This is a genomic window from Bradyrhizobium betae, assembly GCF_004123905.1.
Taxonomy (GTDB): Bacteria; Pseudomonadota; Alphaproteobacteria; order Rhizobiales; family Xanthobacteraceae; genus Bradyrhizobium; species Bradyrhizobium betae_A.
Genome location: NZ_MZXW01000015.1, coordinates 355,219 through 372,685, shown reverse-complemented (window position 1 = coordinate 372,685; position 17,467 = coordinate 355,219). Strand labels below are relative to the sequence as shown.

Below are 17,467 nucleotides of genomic sequence, written 5' to 3'. Positions count from 1 at the left end.
ACGCAACGCGCGCGTCGGGACGACTAGTCCTCGTTCGCCTTGAAGCGTCCCATCCCCTTCAGCACGAATGGGGCCAGCAGCGCAACCAGCGCGAGGCCGAGCAACGTGGCCGAGATCGGGCTCTGCAGCAGCGTCATGGGATCGCCGAGGCTGATCGCGAGGGCGCGGCGCAACTGGCTCTCGGCGATCGGGCCGAGGATCAGGCCGACGACGACGGGCGCGATCGGGAAATCGAACCGGCGCATCAGGAAGCCGAGCACGCCAAAGCCGGCCAGCATCGACAATTCGACCACCGACGGCTTTGCGGCGATGGTGCCCATGGTCGCGAACACGAGGATGCCGGCATAGAGCCAAGGCTGCGGGATCGCGAGCAGCCGCACCCACAGGCCAACCAGCGGCAAATTGAGCACCAGCAGCATGCAATTGGCGATGAAGAGACTGGCGATCAGGCCCCACACCAAGTCGGGCCGCTCGGCGAACAGCAGCGGCCCCGGGTTGAGGCCGTATTGCTGGAAGCCTGCCAGCATCATCGCGGCGGTCGCCGAGGTCGGCAATCCCAGCGTCAAGAGCGGCACCAGCGTGCCGGCGGCAGACGCATTGTTGGCGGCTTCCGGTCCGGCCACGCCTTCGATCGCGCCTTTGCCGAATTCCTCGGGGTGTTTTGTGAGACGCTTCTCGGTCGAGTAGGACAGGAAGGTCGGGATCTCCGCGCCGCCCGCGGGCAGCGCACCGATCGGAAAGCCGAACATCGTGCCGCGCAGCCACGGCTTCCAGGATCGCTTCCAGTCTTCCTTGGTCATCCACAGCGAGCCGCGCACCGGCTCGAGCTTCTCCTCGCTGTGGTGGCGGCGCGATGCGACGTAGAGCGCCTCGCCCACCGCGAACAGGCCGACCGCAAGCGTCGTCACCTCGACGCCGTCGAGCAGCTCGGGCACGCCGAACGCAAGTCGCGCCTGCCCCGTCAGCTTGTCGATGCCGACGAGGCCCAGCGTCAGGCCGATGAACAGGCTGGTCAGGCCGCGGACCGGGGAATCGCCGAAGGTCGCGGACACCGTGACGAAGGCGACGCACATCAGCGCGAAATAATCCTCGGGGCCGAAGCGCACGGCGAAATCGACCAGCCATGGCGCAAGGAAGGCGAGTCCGATGGTGGCGATGGTGCCGGCGACGAACGAGCCGATCGCGGAGGTCGCAAGCGCCGGACCGCCGCGGCCGGCCTTGGCCATCTTGTTGCCTTCGAGCGCGGTCGCCATCGAGGCGCTCTCGCCGGGCGTGTTGATCAGGATCGCGGTGGTCGAGCCGCCATACATGCCGCCATAATAGATGCCGGCGAACATGATCAGCGAGCCGCCGGGGTCTAGCTTGTAGGTCACCGGCAACAGCAGCGCGACCGTCAGCGCCGGGCCGATACCGGGCAGCACGCCGACGGCCGTGCCGAGAAACACGCCGATCAGCGCATACAGCAAATTCATCGGCTGGACGGCGACGGCCATGCCGTGGGCCAGCGCCGCAAAAGTGTCCATCACAGCAGTCGCTCCAGCGGGCCGGTCGGAAGGCTCAGCGTCAACAGCCGGTCGAACGCGAGATAAATGAGGGTCGACATCACGAGGGCGATGACGCTGTCGACAAGGATCGCACGGCGACCGAAGGCGGCCGAAGTCGTCACGAACAGCGCCGCGGTCGCCAGGATGAAGCCGCCACCGAAGCCGATAATGGCAATCAACAGCGCGAGGCCGATCAGGATCAGGACCACCGGCAGGGGATCGGCGCTCTCGCGCGCCGGCAAATTGCCGCGCAGCGCGTCAACAAAGTTGCCGATCGCGAGCAGCGCAAGGCCACAGGCAATCACGACCGGCATCGCCTCTGGCCCCATCCCGTACATCGACGTGGATTGCAGGCCGCGCGCGTCCCAGACCAGCACCGCGGCCGTTGCGGCGAGCAAAGCGGCGATGACGATGCCGGCGCGGTCGACGCGCCGTGGCGTCTGGGCGGGATCGCCTGAACTCATGACTTGACCAGGCCGACTGATCTCAGCACGTCAGTGACGCGCACTGTTTCCTTCTTCAGGAAGTCGGCGAAAGCGTCGCCGCCGAGATAGGCGTCCTCCCAGCCCTTCTGCTTGAGGATTTCCTTCCAGGCGTCAGACTTCACCATCTTCTCGACCGCATCGCTCAAGGTCTTGCGCTGCTCCGGCGTGATGCCGGGAGGCGCGACCACCGAGCGCCAGTTGGCGATCACGAGGTCGATGCCCTGCTCCTTGAAAGTCGGGATGTCGCTGCCCGCGATGCGCTTCTCCGAGGTCACGCCGATCGCGCGCAGCTTGCCTGACTTGATCTGCCCGTCATATTCGCTCAACCCCGAAATGCCCGCGGTGACCTTGCCGCCGAGGATTGCGGCGAGCGACTCGCCGCCGCCGGAGAACGGGATGTAGTTGATCTTCTTCGCATCGGCACCGACAGCGCCGGCGAACAATGCCGCCATCACATGGTCGACTCCACCGGCCGAGCCGCCGGCGAAGGTCACCTTGGCGATATCGGCCTTCACCGCGGCGGCCAGATCCTGCGCATTCTTGATCGGCGAATTCGCGGGCACCACGATCACCTGGATTTCCTCGGTGAGGCGCGCGATCGGCGTCACCTGCTCGAGGGTCACGGGCGACTTGTTCATGGCGAGCGCGCCCACCATGACGAAGCCGTTGACCATCAGCTGGTTGCCGTCGCCCTTGGCACCGTTGACGAATTGCGCAATGCCGACGCTGCCGCCTGCGCCGGGAACGTTGACGACCTGTACGCTGCGCGCGACGCCTGCAGCCACCAGCGCCTGCTGCATCGAGCGCGCGGTCTGGTCCCAGCCGCCGCCCGGGGCCGCTGGCGCCATCAGCTTGAGCTCGAGCTGCTGGGCGAAGGCAGGCGCGGCCGCCGCAAGGGTCAGCGCGACGGCTGCGCCGACAAGGCGCGCGGGGAATTGAAACATGGGGGCATTCTCCAGGCTCATGCGGGCTTTGCTGATCAGCTGCCGCATTGTGTCGTTTGGTCGCATATCAGCCAAAACGACCGATGCTGTCCAGCGACAGGGCCTGGTTCCTGTTAGCGGGACGCCGGCATCACGCCGCCGAGTGCGAGCGTCAACTCACCGGCGACATCGCGCACAATTTGCCCGATTTCCGGCAATCTCTCGTCGGTCAGACGGCTGGTCATGCCCGAGACGGAGATCGCCGCGAGCGGCTCGGCGCAGTCGTTGTAGACGACTGCGGCAATACAGCGCAGGCCCATGGAGGCCTCTTCGTCGTCGATCGCAAAGCCCTGTTTGCGGATCGTCGCGAGCTCCTTGAACAGATCGCCCGGCCGCACGATCGACTTCTCGGTCAAGCGGGGCATGCCGTGATGGCGAATGACGGCACCGACATCCTCGTCCGAATAGGTGGCGAGCACCGCCTTGCCGACGCCCGACGTCACCATGGCGACGCGGCCGCCGACCTGGGTCAGCGAGCGCATGATCTCGCGGCTCTCCATGCGGGTCAGCACGATGATGAACTCGTCATCGACCACGGCGAGGTTGGCGGTCTCGCGGGTGAGATCACGCAGCTTGCGCAAGTACGGAATCGCTTGCGTGGAGAAATTGCGCCGCCGCGCGAAGCTGGCGCCGACCGTAAAACTGCGCACGCCGACATGCCATTTCGATTCGGCGCGGTCGAACTGAACGAAGCGGCGGCTCTCCAGCGTTGCCAGCAGGCGGTGGACGGTGGAGGCCGACAGGCCGGTGCGGACCGCGAGATCGCTGAGGCGATAGCCCTCGTCGTCTTCGGCCAGCGTTTCGAGGATCGACAGAGCGCGGTCGACGGACTGCACGCCGCCGTCGCGCGCGTCATGGTCGGCCTCCGACGGCGATCGGGGCTCGAGCGGTTTGCGCCGGATCACGTTCTTGCTCATCGCGACCTGACCGTTCTCCCTCGCCCTATTCTTTTTTCCCTCTACCCGCTTGCGGGGCCGCGACGAGCTTCGCTCGCGCTGAGAGGGTTAGGGTGAGGGGGAGTCTCCGCAAGGACGGTGACAGTTAGACTCGTGGAGAGTCCCCCTCACCCGAATTGCTTCGCAATTCGACCTCTCCCCGCGCGCGGGGAGAGGTGAAGTCACAGCTCAGAGCAGCCCTGCCCCGCGCGCCCACTTGTACTTGGCGCCGAGCACCTCGACCGGCAGTTCGGTCGAATAGGCGTAGGCCGGGATACCGTTCTGGTAGAGATATTCGGCAGCTTCCTCGACCTCGACGTCGCCGGCGAGCGAGGCCACGATGGGCTTCACAAAACCCTTGGCCTCCATCTCCTTCTTCACCTCGACCATGTTGCGGGCGAACACCATCGGCGGCGTGACGATGGTGTGCCAATAGCCGAGGATCAGAGAATGGATGCGCTCGTCCGTCAGACCGAGCTTCACCGTGTTGACGTAGGTGATCGGCGGCTCGCCGCCGGTGATATCCACAGGATTTCCGGCCGCTCCAAACGGCGGGATGAACTTGCGGAAGGCCGCATCGAGATCCGGCGGCATCGCCATCAGCGACAGGCCGTTGTCGACGCAGGAGTCCGACAGCAGCACGCCCGAACCGCCTGCACCGGTGATGATCAGCACGTTCTCGCCCTTCGGCGTCGGCAGCACCGGCACGCCGCGGGCGAATTCGAGCAGCTGACGCAAGCTGCGGGCGCGGATCACGCCCGATTGCGCCAGCACATCCTCGTAGATCTTGTCGTTACCGGCGAGCGCGCCCGTGTGCGACGAAGCCGCCTTGGCGCCGGCCGAGGTACGGCCGGCCTTGAGCACGATGACGGGCTTTTTCTTGGAGACGCGCTTGGCGGCTTCCGCGAAGGCACGGCCGTCCTTGAGATCTTCGCAGTGCTGCGCGATCAAATTGGTGTTCGGATCCTGCTCGAAGAAGGCGAGCAGATCGTCCTCGTCGATATCGGACTTGTTGCCGAGGCCGACGATCGCGGAGACGCCCATCTTGGCCGAGCGCGAAAAACCGATGATGGCCATGCCGATGCCGCCCGACTGCGACGACAGCGCTGCGTGGCCCTTGACGTCATAGGCGGTGCAGAAGGTCGCGCAGAGATTGGCCGGGGTATAGTAGAAACCGTAGATGTTCGGCCCCATCAGGCGGATGTCGTACTTCTTGCCGACCTCGACGATCTCGGCCTGAAGCTCCGGTGCGCCGGCCTCCGCAAAGCCGGACGGGATCAGCACCGCGCCCGGGATTTTTTTCTCGCCGCACTCGGTGAGCGCCGCGGCCACGAACTTCGCGGGGATCGCGAACACCGCGGTGTCGATCACGCCGGGCACGTCCTTGACGCTCTTGTAGGCCTTGTAGCCGAGGATCTCGGCAGCCTTGGGGTGGATCGGATAGATGTCGCCCTTGTAACCGCCATTGATGAGGTTCTTCATCACGGAGTTGCCGATCTTGCCGTCCTCGGCGGAGGCGCCGACCACGGCGACCGCCTTCGGCTGCATGATGCGGCTCATCGCCGCGACGATCTCTTCGGTCGGGCGCGGCTTGGGCTTCGGCACATAGGCGAAGTCGACGACGATGCGCACGTCGGCGGCGATCGCGTCCTTGGCCGTCGCAAACACCGGGTTGAGGTCGAGTTCGATGATCTCTGGGAAATCGGTGACGAGCTGCGAGACCTTGACGATGACGTCGGCGAGCGCCGTGCGGTTGACCGGCTCGCCGCCGCGCACGCCCTTCAAAATCTCATGCGCCTGAATGCCGTCGAGCATCGAGAGCGCGTCTTGCTTGGTGGCGGGCGCGAGGCGGAAGGTAATGTCCTTCAAGACTTCGACCAGCACGCCGCCGAGGCCGAAGGCGACCAGCTTGCCGAACGAGCCGTCGGTGATCGAGCCGACGATGACCTCGGTGCCCCCGGCCAGCATCTGCTGCACCTGGACGCCCTCGATCTTGGCATCAGCCTTGTACTTCCTGGCATTGCCGAGAATGGTCTCGTAGGCCTTCTCGGCATCCTCGGCAGTCTTGAGGCCGACGATGACGCCGCCGGCTTCGGTCTTGTGGAGAATATCCGGCGAGACGATCTTCATCACGACAGGGAAGCCCATGGAGGAGGCCATCTTGCCGGCTTCGCCTGCCGACTTGGCCACGCCCTCCTTCGGCACCGGAATGCCGTAGGCGTCGCAGACCAGCTTGCCTTCCGGCGCCGTCAGGCTGGTGCGGTTGTCTGCCTTGACTTGGTCGAGCACCTTGCGGACGGCATCTTTGGAATTGGACATGTGGCTTCTCCCTTGACCTAGTTCGTTCTTTGCAAAGCGCGCGCGTGTTGCGGCTGCCCGTGATGCTTGCCATTCGCCGCGCTCTGTTCCATGTCGCGGAACGGAGTGGCATAAAGCCTGAGATACCTCCGCCGCCTTGGATCAAAAATGGCTAGCGATGGCATTTGGTATGCCAGGAGCCAATTTGTCAAGCTGATGCACTGCCTAGAATGCCGCAAAAAATAGGCAGCTTGACATTCTGGCATGTGGTATGCCAAAAACTTTCCCGTTAATAATCCTGTAAAAGACGACTCCCACTGGAGGAGATTCGTCGTGTCACTGCGGAAAACAACCAAGGCGTTGCCGAACATGGCCGAGGCAGATATCGCAATCGTTCGTATTGCCCCGGAGAGCAGCTTCAAGAACAAGGCGTATGACGCCTTGAAGGAAGCCATCCTCAAGATGGACATCTATTCGACGCCCGAGCCGGTGATGCTCGACGAGCGCGCGTTGTCCGAACGTCTTGGTGTGAGCCGAACCCCGATCCGCGAAGCCATCGCGATGCTGGAGCAGGACGGTTTCGTGAAGACGGTTCCGCGCCGCGGCATCATGGTGGTGCGAAGGACCAAGAGCGAGATCGTCGACATGATCCGCGCCTGGGCGGCGCTGGAGAGCATGGCGGCGCGCCTCATCACCACCACCGCACGCAAGAAAGACATCACGGCGCTGCGCGACTACTTCAAGGACTTCAGCAAGGACCGCCTGCCCGAAGATCACGTCGAGGAATATTCTCGCGCCAACATCGCCTTCCACCAGGCGCTGATCTCGCTGTCGGAATCGCCGGTGCTGGTCGATCTCACCAACGACCTGCTGCTGCACGTGCGCGGCTATCGCCAGCTGACCATCGGACGCAAGGACCGCACCGCGACCTCGCTGCCCGAGCATCTCGGCATGATCGAAGCACTGGAAGCACGCGACACCGAGCTCGCGGAGAAGCGCGCCCGCGACCACACCCTTGGCCTTGCCGCTTACGTCGAAGCGCACGGTCAGGAACTGTTCAACTAGCAACGTTCACCAGAAGGGCGAAAAACTCGCCCCGTTATCTTGAGACCAGGGAGACAAGGCCCATGCTGAACACCGCGACCAAGTCCGAAGCACCGGGCACCGAGCAGGAATTGACGGATGGTTTTCATCTCGTCATCGACGCGCTCAAGCTGAACGGCATCAACACCATCTATAATGTGCCGGGCATCCCGATCACGGATCTGGGCCGCATGGCGCAGGCCGAAGGCATTCGCATGATCTCGTTCCGCCACGAGCAGAACGCAGGTTATGCGGCAGGCATCGCCGGCTACCTCACCAAGAAGCCCGGCATCTGCCTCACGGTGTCCGCGCCCGGCTTCCTCAACGGTCTCACCGCGCTCGCGCACGCCACCACCAACTGCTACCCGATGATCCTGATCTCGGGCTCCTCCGAGCGCGAGATCGTCGACCTCCAGCAGGGCGACTACGAAGAGATGGACCAGCTCGCGATCGCAAAGCCGCTGTGCAAGGCGGCCTATCGCGTGCTGCACGCCCAGGACATCGGCATCGGCCTTGCCCGCGCCATCCGTGCCGCGGTCTCGGGTCGTCCGGGCGGCGTCTATCTCGACCTGCCGGCAAAGCTGTTCGGCCAGGTGATGAACGCCGATGCCGGCCGGAAGTCGCTGGTCAAGGTGATTGATGCTGCGCCCGCGCAGATCCCCTCGCCCGCTTCGATCAAGCGCGCGCTTGATGTGCTCAAGAGTGCAAAACGTCCGCTCATCATCCTCGGCAAGGGCGCGGCCTACGCGCAGGCCGACGAGGAGATCAAGACCTTCGTCGAGAAGAGCGGCGTCCCCTTCCTGCCGATGAGCATGGCCAAGGGCCTCCTCTCCGACACCCATCCGCAATGCGCAGGTGCGGCCCGCTCGACGGTGCTGAAAGAGTCCGACGTCGTGCTGCTGATCGGCGCGCGGCTGAACTGGCTGCTCTCGCACGGCAAGGGCAAGAACTGGGGCGAGACCCCGAAGAAGTTCATCCAGGTCGACATCGAGCCGCGCGAGATGGACTCCAACGTCGAGATCGTCGCGCCCGTCGTCGGCGACATCGGCTCTGTGGTCTCGGCCTTCAACCAGGCGATCGCCACGGGTTGGACCGCGCCGCCGGCCGAATGGACCAAGGCCATCGCGTCCAAGCGCGACGAGAACGTCGCCAAGATGGCGCCGAAGCTCATGAACAACAAATCGCCGATGGATTATCACGGCGCGCTCGGCGTCTTGAAGAACGTCATTAAGGATCACCCCGAGGCGATCCTCGTCAACGAGGGCGCCAACACGCTCGACCTCGCCCGCGGCGTGATCGACATGTATCGCCCACGCAAGCGTCTCGACGTCGGCACCTGGGGCGTGATGGGCATCGGCATGGGCCAGGCGATCGCGGCTGCGCTCGAGACCGGTCACCCCGTGCTCGCGGTGGAAGGCGACAGCGCGTTCGGCTTCTCCGGCATGGAGGTCGAGACCATCTGCCGCTACAACCTGCCGATCTGCATCGTCATCTTCAACAATGACGGCATCTATCGCGGTACCGACGTCAACAGCGTCAACGCCGATCCCGCGACGACTGTGTTCGTCAAGGGCGCGCGCTACGACAAGATGATGGAAGCCTTTGGCGGCGTCGGCGTGAATGCCACCTCGCCGGATGAACTGAAGCGCGCCGTCAACGAGGCGATGGCCTCGGGCAAGCCGACGCTCATCAACGCGGTGATCGATCCGGCCGCAGGCTCGGAGAGCGGCCGCATCGGCAACCTCAATCCGCAGAGCGTTTTGCAGAAGAAAAAGTAAGTCCACCCCTCAACCCTTTAATCCCTGCGGTTGGCGGGGGCAGACAGAGTACGGAGCAACACCATGACCAAAGCGCTCGAGGGCGTTCGCATTCTCGACTTCACCCACGTTCAATCCGGTCCGACCTGCACGCAGCTGCTGGCCTGGTTCGGCGCCGACGTGATCAAGGTGGAACGCCCGGGCGTGGGTGACATCACCCGCGGCCAGCTGCAGGACATCCCGAACGTGGACAGCCTGTATTTCACCATGCTGAACCACAACAAGCGTTCGATCACGCTCGACACCAAGAACCCCAAGGGCAAGGAAGTCCTCACCGAGCTGATCAAGAAGTGCGACGTGCTGGTCGAGAATTTCGGCCCCGGCGTGCTCGACCGCATGGGCTTCCCCTGGGAGAAGATCCAGTCGATCAACCCGAAGATGATCGTCGCCTCGATCAAGGGCTTTGGTCCCGGACCGTACGAAGACTGCAAGGTCTATGAGAACGTCGCGCAGTGCACCGGCGGCGCCGCCTCCACCACCGGCTTCCGCGACGGCCTGCCGCTCGTCACCGGCGCGCAGATCGGCGACAGCGGCACCGGCCTGCATCTCGCGCTCGGCATCGTTACCGCGCTTTATCAGCGCACGCATTCGGGCAAGGGCCAGCGCGTCACCGCCGCGATGCAGGACGGCGTGCTCAACCTCGCGCGCGTCAAGCTGCGCGACCAGCAGCGCCTCGCCCACGGCCCGCTGAAAGAATACAGCCAGTTCGGCGAAGGCATTCCGTTCGGCGATGCCGTGCCGCGCGCCGGCAACGATTCCGGCGGTGGCCAGCCCGGCCGCATCCTGAAGTGCAAGGGCTGGGAGACCGATCCCAACGCCTACATCTACTTCATCACCCAGGCCCCGGTCTGGGAGAAGATCTGCGACGTGATCGGCGAGCCGACCTGGAAGACCGACCCGAACTATTCCAAGCCGGCCGTCCGCCTGCCGCGCCTGAACGAAATCTTCGGCCGCATCGAACAATGGACGATGACGAAGACGAAGTTCGAGGCGATGGAAATCCTCAACAAGGACGACATCCCCTGCGGCCCGATCCTGTCGATGAAGGAGATCGCCGAGGACCAGTCGCTGCGCGCCACCGGCACCGTCGTCGAGGTCGATCACCCCACCCGCGGCAAGTACATCTCGGTCGGCAACCCGATCAAGCTGTCGGATAGCCCGAGCGACGTGCAGCGGTCGCCGCTGCTCGGCGAGCACACTGACGAGATCCTGCGCTCGGTGCTCGGCTTCAGCGACCACCAGGTCGCCGACATCCACAAGTCCGGCGCGCTCGACCCGCCGCAGAAGCAGGCCGCCGAGTAGGCGGACCACTCAGAGAACGACGAAAGGGCCGCCCTTCGGGGCGGCCCTTTTTTGCATGGGCAAGGCCGCACGGTCGCAGGCTCAAACCAAAAAGCTAAAAAACAACCCCATGCACAGTAGCCAACGCGTTGGCCGTATAAGCAATTTCGATTTTTTAGAAATTTCTTTGACGCGTCGGGCAAAACAGGGGTATTATACCCATCATCGAGGAATTAAAGATTGTTCCCACGGAACAGATGTAGGGGCTGTTCGTTACGTCATTAACCGGCGTGCTTTCAGAAGCGAGCATGCCGCCTCCCCAGCGAGTGACTGAGCGCCTCGCAAGAGACCTGCCCAACGCTGAAGAATTGGCCGCCTTCTCATCCGGAGGGCGTCGATCCATATCTGTGCAGGAAAAGCGTCGCGTCCGGCAATCGTCGGGACCACGCCAGTTGATTAAATCGAGGTCGAAATGTTGAGAGATCATTCCCCTGATCGCGCCAAGCGTGAAGCCGACAAGGCGTTCAAGCCTGTCAAGACGCAGAAGCCGATGAATGACTACGCGAAGGACCAGCACTCCTTCAACGAAAACCGCGAGCGCCTAAAGACGGAACGATTGGCACGCGAGGCCAAGCCGGGAGATCGCAGCGAATAGCTATCGAGGCTCAGCTAGAGCATCGAGAGCATGACGATCCCGTCTTCGAGCTCCCCTGAAGCCAGCCGCGCTCGCGCGATGCGCTCCAGTTCAGTTCGGTTCTTGTGAAGATAGCTGAAGGCCTGCTTCTGCGTCAGAAACGTCGTCGCAAGCCGGCACATTTGTCGTCCCGCGCCAAGCGCGAGAAAGAACGTGATTGTGCCACCGCCGTCCGACTTGATTCTAGGCAAGACCCGCACTCTTTGGCATGTGACCGGCCCTCTCCAGATTTTCGTCTGACGCTGTCGACGTCGTTTATCGCGGCAGCTTCTTCTTGCGCTTCGCCGGGATGGTGGCCGGCGACGATGCCTGAAGCGTTGCGTCGGCCGCTTCCTTGGCTTCGCGCAGCTCTCGAAGCCGCGCCATGTTCTTGCGAATGTCGACGGATTGCTTTTCGGCATCCGCCATGGCCCGGACGCCTTCTTCAGCGGCTAAACGCTGACGATTGGAGCGGGCGATAGATTCAGGTGACTGTTCGGCCGGTTTCTTGGCGCTCATTATTCACCCTGCTGAGAAACGGACAAAACCCGCTCAATCCGGAGATCGAGCGGGCAGCGAGGCCGTTTCAGTACATCCGTGAAACGGCGCCAGGGCCTTTAGGCCAGCGAGAGATTCTCTGCGCTGACCTTGCCCCGCATCTTGTCGGTCTTGGCCTCGAAGTTGACCTTTTGGCCCTCGGCGAGACCCGCAAGACCAGCCCGCTCGACCGCGCTGATATGAACGAACACATCGGTGCCGCCGTCGTCGGGCTGAATGAATCCAAAGCCCTTCTGGCCGTTGAACCACTTCACTGTACCTGTCGTCATTTTCTTCTCCATAGCGCATACGCGCGGGTTCCGCGTGATCGTCACGCAGAACAAATTCAATTCGTCGATGTCTATGGAAAAGGAGCCCGCGGGCGCATTCAACAAGGCACAGCGGCTGAACGAACGGCTCCAACGTATACCTCATCAGCGTCATTTGCAAGGCTGGGCCAAATTCAATTGCCCCAGGAGCTCAGCGGGGATGATCGCAGGTATGCCGTTGGGGTGCGGGCCCATCATCCGAAAAGCCGATGCCTGCCCGGCAAATGGCATTTCGCGGCGCCTCACCGATCGCGAAGCTCATTGCTCTCCGAGCTGCTCACGAAAATACGTCACGACCGCCGCGTTGAACTCGCGGTGGAAGCCCACCCTGTCGAATCCTGCCGGCGTATCGGTGCAGATGCGGGGGATGGCTGCCGCAAGCTCCGGCGAGCAAGGCGCGAGGAAAGCAAAGTGGCCGGCGGGCACGACATGAATGTCGGGCTTGCCCGGCAATCCCTCCGCGACGCGCTCCGTGCCCGAACCGTCGCCGACGCCCGGGCCGCCGAACTGCGAGCGCCAGAACTGGAACGGCACCTTGACGACGGCCAGATTCTCCCGCGTCAGGGTGCCCGGCGCGGGATCGACGATCACCGCGGTGCGGATACGCGCATCGTGTATTGGCTCTGGCGGCGTCTCGCCGCTGTGCAACTCTGCGCAAGCGCCGATCGTCTCCTTGCAGAAGCTGGCGATGCGCGCGAAATCCGGCCTGGTCCCCATCAGCACAAAGCCGGTAGAGCCGCCAAGCGAGAAGCCGAAGAAGCCGACCTTGGCAGGATCGATCACCGCCCTGTCCTTCCAGTCCTTCAACAGAAAGTCGAGCAGGCGCACGATGTCTGCCGGACGCGATCCCCAGACCGACAATGTGTCGCGCCGCGAGGAGTCGCTATAAGTATCGCCGGGATGATTGATCGACGCGACGACAAATCCAGCGTCGGCCAGCGCTGCCGCGGTGTCGTGGTGCTGACCGAAGAACCGCCCCGGCCGTGCGAGAAGATGATGAGCGGCAGCTTTGCGCCCGTGACGTGGCAATCCTTCACGCCCTTCAGGTCGAAATCGGCACCGACGGAAAGACTGCCGAGCGACACATGTTCGGGCTCCTTCGCACACGGATACCAGATCGCGCCTGCGAGCGCGGGATCGGACTCGAGAAGCTGAATGCCCGCGGCCTCGGCAGGCGAGCCAAGACGGCAGAGCAGGATGGCGTAAGCCCAAAACGTCCTGCGCAACGGAAGTCCCCTGATCTCGCGCAGAAGTTGAACGAAGAACGATAGCGAAATTGTGGCCTCAATCCATCACCGGCAAACTCATCCTTTTCTGCCGGACCGGTAAGCCAGCAGAAAATCCAAGACGCCCTGTCGGATCGGCGACATCTCGTTCGTCCTCTGGACATGAATGGGCAGTAGACGACAACGTCGAGCCCATCAATTCACAGGGATAACCATCATGCCAAGCACCGTCCGCCTGCACCGCGTTCTGCCCACCAGCCCGGAAAAGATCTATCGCGCCTTCCTGGAGGCGGATGCGCTGGCGAAATGGCTGCCGCCGAACGGCTTCACCTGCACCGTGCACCACTTCGAGCCGAAGGTCGGCGGCACGTTCAAAATGTCGTTCCGGAACTTCACGACGGGCCACAGCCACGCTTTCGGCGGTGAGTATCTCGAGCTCGTTCCCGGCGAGCGGCTGCGCTACACCGACAAGTTCGACGATCCCAATCTGCCCGGGGTGATCGAGGTGACCGTGATCCTGAAGAAGGTCTCGGTCGGCACCGAGCTCGATATCACGCAGGCCGGCATCCCCGACGTCATCCCGCCGGAGGCCTGCTATCTCGGCTGGCAGGAATCGCTGCGGAACCTGTCAAGGCTCGTCGAGCCCGAGATCAACCAGTAGCGGCGACGTTGTTGTCGTAGGGTGGGCAAAGGCGCACTTGCGCCGTGCCCACGATCTTTCCGATACGGCGACAGATGCGTGGGCACGCTCCGCTTTGCCCACCCTACGGCACTTTTGATTGGACGCGCAGATCGCCCCAAGCCGTCATTGCGAGGAGCACTTGCGACGAAGCAATCCAGACTGTCTCCGCAGAAAGATTCTGGATTGCTTCGCTACGCTCGCAATGACGGAGGATGCCGAACCTTCCGAGAGAACAACCCTGATCGGAACGATCGTTACGCGCCCGCCTTTGCGATCCCGCCGCCTGCGGTCCAGCGATCGGGATCGGGACTGTGCCCGATCAGCGCGAGGCCGTAGGCGATCGACTCGAACTGGTCGCCCGACATCAGCCGCTCGTTGCCGAACCGGTCGGCGAACAGCTTCCTGACGGCCGGAACGAAGGACGTGCCGCCGGTCAAGAACACCTTCTCCACCTCGCGCGCGGTGATGCCGGCTTCGCCCAGCACCTTGTCGACGGTGGCCCCCAGCCGGGCGATGTCGTCGGCAATCCAGGATTCGAAATTCTTCCGGGTGATGGCCGCGCCGATGTCGACGCCGCCGCCCTTGAAGCGGAAGTCCACCTCGTCGTGGCCCGACAGCGCGACCTTGGCGTCGGACACCGCGCGGTACAGCGAGAAGCCGAGGTCGAGATCGACGATGGTGATGAAGTCCTCGAGCAGCTTCGGCTTCAGCGCGGAGCGCTGGAGCTCCCGGAGCTCGCGCAGATCGCCGTTGCTCTTCATCATCGCGAGCTGATGCCAGCGCGCGAGGTTGGTGTAGTGGCCGCTCGGGACCGGCAGCACCTTGTCGAACGAGCGGAAGCTGGAGCCCTTGCCGAGCCGCGGCGAGACGACATGGTCGACGATGCGGTAATCGAAGGTGTCGCCGGCAATGCCGATGCCGGCGTGGCCAAGCGGCTCGGCGCGAAGCGTGCCGCCCGCGCGCGAAAAGCGCATCACGGAGAAGTCGCTGGTGCCGCCGCCGAAATCCGCAACCAGCACGGTGGCATCACGCTCCAGCCGGCGGGCGAAGGAGAACGCCGCGCCCACGGGCTCGTAGACGTAGCGCGCATGGCCCGCGCCGAGGCTTTCGAACGCGGCCCGGTAGCGCTGCATTGCCAACGCCTCGTCGGGATTGCCGCCGGCGAAGCGCACGGGGCGTCCGACCGTGATGGACGATGTTGCGAAGCCGAATTTGTCGCCGCCATGGCGCGCCAGCGTCCGCAGGAACGCCGCCAGAATGTCCTCGAACTTGAAGCGCTGCCGGAACACTTGCGTGGTGTTGAAGCTGGAGCTCGCCGCAAACGTCTTGAACGACTGGAGGAAGCGGTAGATGTGGCGTCCTTCGAGGAACGTCTCGATCGCCCACGGTCCACCCTCGGCCTGGGCGCCGGCGCCCGGCCGGTCCTCCCAGAAGCACAGGGCCGACACGAAAACGCTGTGGCGCTGGCCGCCATGGTCGAAGCGGATGGCCTCGACCCGGCGGTCGTCCGCGGCGATGGCCACGACCGTATTGCTGGTCCCAAAATCGATGCCGATCGAGACGGCGGGCGAGGCGCTCGACATGAACCACTCTGATAGATGATTGGAAAAGGGGGCAGACCACTAACGGCTTTGGACTGCCCTGCCAAGGCCAGATTGTGCACCGCGACAGCCAGACGGCGCGGATTCAACGACTCTGGGGCGTTTTATGCCCGGACCGGCTGCTTTAACGCATCATTATATTGCAATGCAGCAGAGGACATGCTGCTATGCAATGGCATGCATGGACACTGGCATCTGGTATACGTAGATTGCCTTTCGAAATGAGACAGCAATACTGACTGTCTTAAGAAAGGGATTTCCGATGTCCAAGACCGCTTCCGTCGCGCTCGCGCCCACCACCTCGCTGTTCGCTCGCTTCATGGCCGCGGTCGATCGCTTCCTGATGGCGAGCGCCGAGATCTCCAACCACAACGGCGACCTGCCCCGCTTCGGCCTGTAAGCGTTAAACCCTGCGCATGATCTTTTCGGAAAACCGCTTCACACTTTTCCGGATCATGCTTTAGCGCTGCCGGATCGGCACGCGGGTTTCAAAATCGCCGACGTACTACTTTTGATGAATGGCCCCGCACGACGGGGCCATTTCTATTTGCGCTGTCCGATTCACAAGCCCAGGCCGGCAAGGTCTGCGGCATTTGCGCACGGTGGCCGGACCAGCGCTTGAACCTTGGCATAATGAATACAAGAATGCCTCTCCAGCGCTCGCAAGAAAATTAGAGGCGCCACGGGAGGCTTTATGACGGACATGGTGCAGGCAACAGCTCCGACCGCCGCGCGCGTTAGCGACACGTATCGCTGGGCGCAATTGACGGTCGGTGTCGCGGCGATGGTGATGATCGCCAATTATCAATACGGCTGGACGTTCTTCGTCCCCGACATCCAGAAAAAATTCGGCTGGGATCGCGCATCGATCCAGTGGGCCTTTACGTTGTTCGTGCTGTTCGAGACCTGGCTGGTGCCGGTCGAAGGATGGTTCGTCGACAAATACGGCCCGCGCATCGTCGTGCTGGTCGGCGGCGTACTCTGCGCCGTCGGCTGGGCGATCAACGCGCAGGCGACCACGCTCAACGGCTACTATCTCGGCATGATCATCGCAGGCATCGGCGCCGGTGGCGTCTACGGCACCTGCGTCGGCAACGCGCTGAAATGGTTTCCCGACAAGCGCGGTCTTGCCGCGGGCATCACGGCCGCGGGCTTCGGTGCCGGCTCTGCCCTCACCGTCGCGCCGATCCAGGCCATGATCAAGGACAGCGGTTTCCAGACCACCTTCCTCTATTTCGGCCTCGGACAAGGCATCATCATCTGCATCCTCGCCTTCTTCCTGCTCGCGCCGAAAGCAGGCCAGGTGCCGGCCGTGGTGGCGAACGCCGCGCTGGTGCAGACGCGTCGCAACTACCAGCCGACCGAGGTGCTGCGCCAGCCGATCTTCTGGCTGATGTACTTCATGTTCGTGATCGTCGGCGCCGGCGGCCTGATGGTGACGGCGAATCTGAAGCCGATCGCGGTCGACTGGAAGGTCGACAGCGTTCCGGTGACGCTGATGGCGGTGACGATGACCGCGGTGACGTTCGCAGCGACGATCGATCGCGTGCTCAACGGCCTGACGCGTCCGTTCTTCGGCTGGATCTCGGACATGATCGGCCGCGAGAACACGATGTTCATCGCCTTCGGCATGGAAGGCGTCGGCATCTGGATGCTCTACCTCTGGGGCCACGATCCGATCTGGTTCGTCCTGCTCTCGGGCTTCGTGTTCTTCGCCTGGGGTGAGATCTACTCGCTGTTCCCCTCGACCTGCACCGACACGTTCGGCGCCAAGTTCGCGACCACCAATGCGGGCCTGCTCTACACCGCAAAGGGCACCGCCGCGCTGCTGGTCCCGATCGCCAACTACATGCAGCAATCGTCGGGCAATTGGGACAGCGTCTTCATCATCGCGGCCGGCGCCAACATCCTGGCCTCGGCGCTGGCGATCGTGGTGCTCAAACCCTGGCGCAAGGTGGTGGTCGCGAAATCGACCGTCTGACGCGCTGCGCCC

Annotated in this window: 17 protein-coding genes; 7 read left to right on the top strand and 10 right to left on the bottom strand. The window is 63.4% G+C overall.

The genetic code is table 11. The features are described from left to right. Positions 1 to 23 precede the first annotated feature (23 nt). From B5V03_RS09540 to B5V03_RS09520, 5 genes are all read right to left on the bottom strand, one after another. The gene (locus tag B5V03_RS09540) at positions 24 to 1,523 is read right to left on the bottom strand and encodes a tripartite tricarboxylate transporter permease (protein WP_129269455.1); all 1,500 of its coding nucleotides are present in this window, start codon (positions 1,521 to 1,523) and stop codon (positions 24 to 26) included. Continuing rightward, positions 1,523 to 2,008, bottom strand: a complete 486-nt coding sequence (locus B5V03_RS09535) for a tripartite tricarboxylate transporter TctB family protein (protein ID WP_129269453.1) — start codon at positions 2,006 to 2,008, stop codon at positions 1,523 to 1,525. The genes B5V03_RS09540 and B5V03_RS09535 overlap by 1 nt, the downstream gene beginning before the upstream one ends. Continuing rightward, a complete protein-coding gene (locus B5V03_RS09530) occupies positions 2,005 to 2,973 on the bottom strand; it encodes a Bug family tripartite tricarboxylate transporter substrate binding protein (protein ID WP_164987896.1) in 969 nt (322 codons plus the stop codon). The genes B5V03_RS09535 and B5V03_RS09530 overlap by 4 nt, the downstream gene beginning before the upstream one ends. Positions 2,974 to 3,086: 113 nt before the next feature. Next, positions 3,087 to 3,929: an IclR family transcriptional regulator gene (locus B5V03_RS09525; protein WP_129269712.1), complete on the bottom strand. Its 843-nt coding sequence runs from the start codon at positions 3,927 to 3,929 to the stop codon at positions 3,087 to 3,089. 207 nt (positions 3,930 to 4,136) lie between these two features. Beyond that, positions 4,137 to 6,266, bottom strand: coding sequence for an acetate--CoA ligase family protein (locus tag B5V03_RS09520; RefSeq protein ID WP_129269449.1), 2,130 nt, complete (start codon positions 6,264 to 6,266; stop codon positions 4,137 to 4,139). A 312-nt stretch (positions 6,267 to 6,578) separates the two neighbouring features. On the opposite strand from B5V03_RS09520, the gene B5V03_RS09515 reads away from it, so the two are divergent. The 4 genes from B5V03_RS09515 (at position 6,579) to B5V03_RS09500 (ending at position 11,081) form a co-directional block, all read left to right on the top strand. Next, complete coding sequence (locus tag B5V03_RS09515; protein WP_164987895.1) at positions 6,579 to 7,310, top strand: GntR family transcriptional regulator; 732 nt, start codon at positions 6,579 to 6,581, stop codon at positions 7,308 to 7,310. 62 nt (positions 7,311 to 7,372) lie between these two features. Further along, the gene (gene oxc / locus B5V03_RS09510; protein ID WP_129269445.1) at positions 7,373 to 9,106 is read left to right on the top strand and encodes an oxalyl-CoA decarboxylase; all 1,734 of its coding nucleotides are present in this window, start codon (positions 7,373 to 7,375) and stop codon (positions 9,104 to 9,106) included. A 63-nt stretch (positions 9,107 to 9,169) separates the two neighbouring features. Continuing rightward, positions 9,170 to 10,447 (top strand): formyl-CoA transferase, encoded by a 1,278-nt coding sequence (frc, locus tag B5V03_RS09505; RefSeq protein WP_129269443.1) that lies wholly within the window; start codon positions 9,170 to 9,172, stop codon positions 10,445 to 10,447. A gap of 451 nt (positions 10,448 to 10,898) precedes the next feature. Then, positions 10,899 to 11,081, top strand: a complete 183-nt coding sequence (locus tag B5V03_RS09500; protein WP_129269441.1) for a hypothetical protein — start codon at positions 10,899 to 10,901, stop codon at positions 11,079 to 11,081. A 14-nt stretch (positions 11,082 to 11,095) separates the two neighbouring features. Here the strand turns inward: B5V03_RS09500 and B5V03_RS09495 are convergent, their stop codons facing one another. From B5V03_RS09495 to B5V03_RS09480, 4 genes are all read right to left on the bottom strand, one after another. Then, positions 11,096 to 11,320 (bottom strand): hypothetical protein, encoded by a 225-nt coding sequence (locus B5V03_RS09495; protein ID WP_129269439.1) that lies wholly within the window; start codon positions 11,318 to 11,320, stop codon positions 11,096 to 11,098. 55 nt (positions 11,321 to 11,375) lie between these two features. After that, on the bottom strand, positions 11,376 to 11,618 hold the full coding sequence (locus B5V03_RS09490) for a transcriptional regulator (RefSeq protein ID WP_129269437.1): 243 nt from the start codon (positions 11,616 to 11,618) through the stop codon (positions 11,376 to 11,378). Positions 11,619 to 11,716: 98 nt separating this feature from the next. Then, positions 11,717 to 11,926, bottom strand: coding sequence for a cold-shock protein (locus tag B5V03_RS09485; RefSeq protein WP_129269435.1), 210 nt, complete (start codon positions 11,924 to 11,926; stop codon positions 11,717 to 11,719). Positions 11,927 to 12,223: 297 nt separating this feature from the next. Continuing rightward, the gene (locus B5V03_RS09480) at positions 12,224 to 12,994 is read right to left on the bottom strand and encodes an alpha/beta hydrolase family protein (RefSeq protein ID WP_245502186.1); all 771 of its coding nucleotides are present in this window, start codon (positions 12,992 to 12,994) and stop codon (positions 12,224 to 12,226) included. A 414-nt stretch (positions 12,995 to 13,408) separates the two neighbouring features. Here B5V03_RS09480 and B5V03_RS09475 point away from each other — a divergent pair, with 414 nt between their 5' ends. Beyond that, positions 13,409 to 13,852 (top strand): SRPBCC family protein, encoded by a 444-nt coding sequence (locus B5V03_RS09475; protein WP_129269433.1) that lies wholly within the window; start codon positions 13,409 to 13,411, stop codon positions 13,850 to 13,852. A 275-nt stretch (positions 13,853 to 14,127) separates the two neighbouring features. Here the strand turns inward: B5V03_RS09475 and B5V03_RS09465 are convergent, their stop codons facing one another. Further along, a complete protein-coding gene (locus B5V03_RS09465; RefSeq protein WP_129269431.1) occupies positions 14,128 to 15,456 on the bottom strand; it encodes an Hsp70 family protein in 1,329 nt (442 codons plus the stop codon). A 280-nt stretch (positions 15,457 to 15,736) separates the two neighbouring features. Here B5V03_RS09465 and B5V03_RS41400 point away from each other — a divergent pair, with 280 nt between their 5' ends. Continuing rightward, a complete protein-coding gene (locus B5V03_RS41400) occupies positions 15,737 to 15,874 on the top strand; it encodes a hypothetical protein (protein ID WP_164987894.1) in 138 nt (45 codons plus the stop codon). Between the two features lie 294 nt (positions 15,875 to 16,168). Beyond that, the gene (oxlT, locus tag B5V03_RS09455) at positions 16,169 to 17,455 is read left to right on the top strand and encodes an oxalate/formate MFS antiporter (RefSeq protein WP_129269429.1); all 1,287 of its coding nucleotides are present in this window, start codon (positions 16,169 to 16,171) and stop codon (positions 17,453 to 17,455) included. Positions 17,456 to 17,467 lie beyond the last annotated feature (12 nt).